The following is a 3,476-nucleotide window of genomic DNA, read 5'->3' as shown; positions in this document are numbered from 1 at the left end:
CGGGCGCCCGCGGCGGGCGGGGGGGCCGGGGGGGGGGGGTTTGGGGCGCGGCCACCGCGTCCTGTCCGGCCCCGTGCGGCGGGGGTAGCGACCGGCCGGCCCCGCCGTGGCCCGGCCCGGCGCACGGCGGCGTGGAAATCTGCGGGCCCGCGGCCGGGGAACCGGGCGCAGGCGGGGCGGACGGCGGTGGGGCGGACTGCTCGGCGCCGGGCGAGGCCGCGCGCGGCCTGGTCGGATCGGGTGCGGCGGGCATGGCCCCGCGCGGCGGCACGGGCGGGCGCGCGCCCTCGGGACGGCCGGGAACCTTCGGCGCCGGGGACACGTCGTCGATGCTCTGGGTGGGCGCCTCGGCCTCGATCTCGGCGACCGTGCGCATCCGCCGCGGCGTCTTGCGCTGCTTCTCCTCCGGCAGCGCGGGCATGAGCATGGTGACCGGGTCGGTGATGGGGGTGGTCTTGACCAGGTCGACCACCTCGCCGCCGTCCGGGCGCTCGTCGTCGAGGATCGGCTCGCCGAGCCCCATCCGCTCCTGGATGCGCTTCATCCAGGCCGGAGCCCACCAGCAGTCGTCGCCGAGCAGCTTCATGGTGGCGGGCACCAGCAGCATGCGCAGGATGGTGGCGTCGATGAACAGCGCCGCGATCAGGCCGTAGGCGATGTACTGCATCATCACCAGGTCGGAGAAGGCGAACGCGCCGACCACCACGAGCAGGATGAGCGCGGCGGCGGTGATGATGCGACCGGTGTGCGCGGTGCCGGCCCGCACCGCCTCGGTGGTGGACGCGCCCTGGGCACGCGCCTCGACCATGCGCGAGAGCAGGAAGACCTCGTAGTCGGTCGACAGACCGTAGATGACCGCGATGATCAGCACCAGCACCGGCGACATGATCGGCTGCGGGGTGAAGTTCAACAGCCCGGCGCCGTGGCCGTCGATGAATATCCAGGTCAGGATGCCGAGGGTGGAACCGAGACCGAGCGCGCTCATCAGCGCGGCCTTGATCGGCAGCACCAGCGAGCCGAAGGTCAGGAACATCAACAGCGTGGTGACGAACAGGACCAGCGCGATCATCACCGGCATCCGGTCGAGCAGGGCGTCGACGCTGTCCTTGGTGATCGCGGGCTGACCGCCGACATAGAGCCGCACGTCGTCGGGCACGTCCATCGAGCGAAGGAAGTCGATGGTCGGATCGGCGTTCTCGGAGACCTCCAGCGATGCCTCGGTCCGGTAGACGTTCGGCTCGGTGGTCGAGCGGCTCGGCACGCCGAAGCCGCCGAGAATGCCGGGCGCCTCGCCCGCCTGCTTCCACACCTTGCCCACCGAGGCGCTGTTCTCGGAGACCATCACCAGCTGGATGGGGTCGGTCTTCTTCAGCGGGAAGACGTCGTAGAAGTTCTCCAGCGCCACGCGCACGTCGTTGTCCGGCGGCAGGTAACGCTCGTTGATGCCGCCGAAGGCCAGGTTCTTCACCGGGATGATCAGCAGCAACAGCAGGATGGTGATCGGCACCGCGATCTTGAGCGGATGCTGCATCACCCACTGCGTGGTGCGGCCCCAGAAGCTGTTCTCGACCTCTTCGGCCGTCTTGGTCTTCTTGAAGCGCTTCAGGCCGAGCATGTCGACGCGCCTGCCGAGGATGCCGAGAATGGCGGGCAGGATGGTGATGGCGGTGAGGGCTGCCAGGGTCACCGTCGCGATGGTGCCGTAGGCCACCGACTTGAGGAAACCCTGCGGGAACAGCAGCATGCCGCCGAGGCTGGCCACGATCATGGTCGCGGAGAACACCACCGTGCGGCCCGCGGTCATCACCGTGCGGCGCACCGCGGCGGGCGGGGCGTAGCCCTCGGCCAGCTCCTCGCGGAAGCGGCTGACGATGAACAGGCCGTAGTCGATGGCAAGGCCGAGGCCGATCATCGACACCACGCTGCCGACGAAGGAGTTCACCTCGGTGACCTTGGTCAGCGCCATGATGATGCCGTTGGCGCCGATCACGGTCAGGCCGCCGACGATGAGCGGCAGCGCGGCGGCGACCAGGCCGCCGAAGATGAAGAACAGCAGCACCGCGACCGCGGGGATGGCCAGCATCTCCATGCGCCGCGAGTCGCTGGCCATGGTGTCGTTGAGCGTGCCCGCCACCGCCTGCAGGCCGGTGACCTGCACGTCCACGCCCTCGATGTCGAAGGCGTCCTTGACCTCGCGGTAGTTGCGGACCATGTCGGTGTCGTTGTCGCCGACGATGGCCACCGAGGCGAAGGTGTACTTCTTGTCCGGCGAGCCGAAGGTCAGCGGCACGCCGGGACCGGTCTCGGTGGGCCAGTAGGCGCCGTTGACCTTGGCGATCTGGTCGGGGTGTTCACGCGGCAGCCGGTTGAGACTGTCGACGATCTTGTCCCGGAACTCCGGGTCGTCGATCGTCCGGCCCTCGGGCGCGGTGTACAGCTGGATCACGTCGCTGTTGTGGTCGCGGCCGAAGGCCGAGTCGGCGATCCGTGCGGCCTGCGCCGATTCGGAGTGCGGGTCGTCCCATCCGCTGGAGCTGAGATGTTCTTCCAGGCCGAAGCCGTAGCCGCCCAGTGCCAGCAGCGCCGCGGTGACGATGCCGATGACGGCGAAGCGGAAACGGTAGACCAGATCGCCCCAGCGTGTGAACACTAAGCGACTCCTTGACCGGGGCGTGAGGTGAGCAGCGCCGACAGCGGCCGGAACGGCTGCAGCCAGGCACCCTCGTCGGGCAGCGAGTCGAGGCTAACCCGCGGCAGCGGTTCACGGAACACGCCCGGGATGTCCTCGAGATCGATGAACTCGAGGGTATCGGATGTGACCGCCCAGCTCGCATGCTCACGGAACCCGAGCACCTGCACCGGAATTCCGCGTTCGGCCAGCGCTTCGAGCGGTTCGCGGAAGGCCTGGCCGTCGGCCGAGGCGACCATGATCCCGGCCAGTCCCGCGCCTCGGCTGCGCAGCTCGATGTGCGCCAGCATGTCGGCGTCGACGTCGGAATCCTCGTCGATCTTGGGCTTGGCGAAGACCGCGTAGCCCACATTGCGCAGCGCCTCCACCCACGGGCGCACCACGTCGGCGGTGCCGGGCGCGATGTTGGTGAACACCGTCGCCTCCGGCTCGATCCGGCCGCCGCTGTGCGCGCGCCGCGACAGCTCCGCCGTGCGGGCCAGCAACCAGCGGCCGAGCGCGTCGAAGCGGGGCCGGTAGGCCGCCGTCGGGCGGCCGCCGAGGATCGCGCCCAGGCCCATGTCGAGATTGGGCGCGTCCCAGATCAGCAGCACCCGGCGCACGTCCGCCGCGGCGTCGCCGGAACCCTCGGCTCCGGTCGGCTGCACCTCCCCCGCAACACCCCCGGCCGGGTCGGCCGTCGCACCGATGTTCATCATTCGATCTTGCCCCAGATGAACTCGGTGATGGCGCTGCCCGCCCTGTGTGCCTTGCCTTCGAACTTGGTGACCGGGCGTTGCCAGCCGAT

The 3,476-nt window shown here is 69.9% G+C and carries 2 protein-coding genes and 1 pseudogene; all 3 read right to left on the bottom strand.

Going from position 1 to position 3,476, the window contains the following annotated elements:
- A partial coding sequence (locus QH283_RS22495; protein ID WP_280504947.1) for an MMPL family transporter occupies window positions 1-2,650 on the bottom strand: 2,650 nt, incomplete at its 3' end.
- Complete coding sequence (locus QH283_RS22490; protein ID WP_280504946.1) at window positions 2,650-3,387, bottom strand: NYN domain-containing protein; 738 nt, start codon at window positions 3,385-3,387, stop codon at window positions 2,650-2,652. The genes QH283_RS22490 and QH283_RS22495, both read right to left, overlap by 1 nt.
- Window positions 3,384-3,476, bottom strand: a pseudogene (locus QH283_RS22485) (tRNA (guanosine(46)-N7)-methyltransferase TrmB); the annotation flags it as partial. The pseudogene QH283_RS22485 and the gene QH283_RS22490, both read right to left, overlap by 4 nt.

Origin of the sequence: Nocardia farcinica, assembly GCF_029867845.1 — a bacterium.
In the GTDB taxonomy this organism is placed as follows: domain Bacteria; phylum Actinomycetota; class Actinomycetes; order Mycobacteriales; family Mycobacteriaceae; genus Nocardia; species Nocardia farcinica_A.
This window is presented reverse-complemented; position numbering and strand designations above follow the sequence as displayed.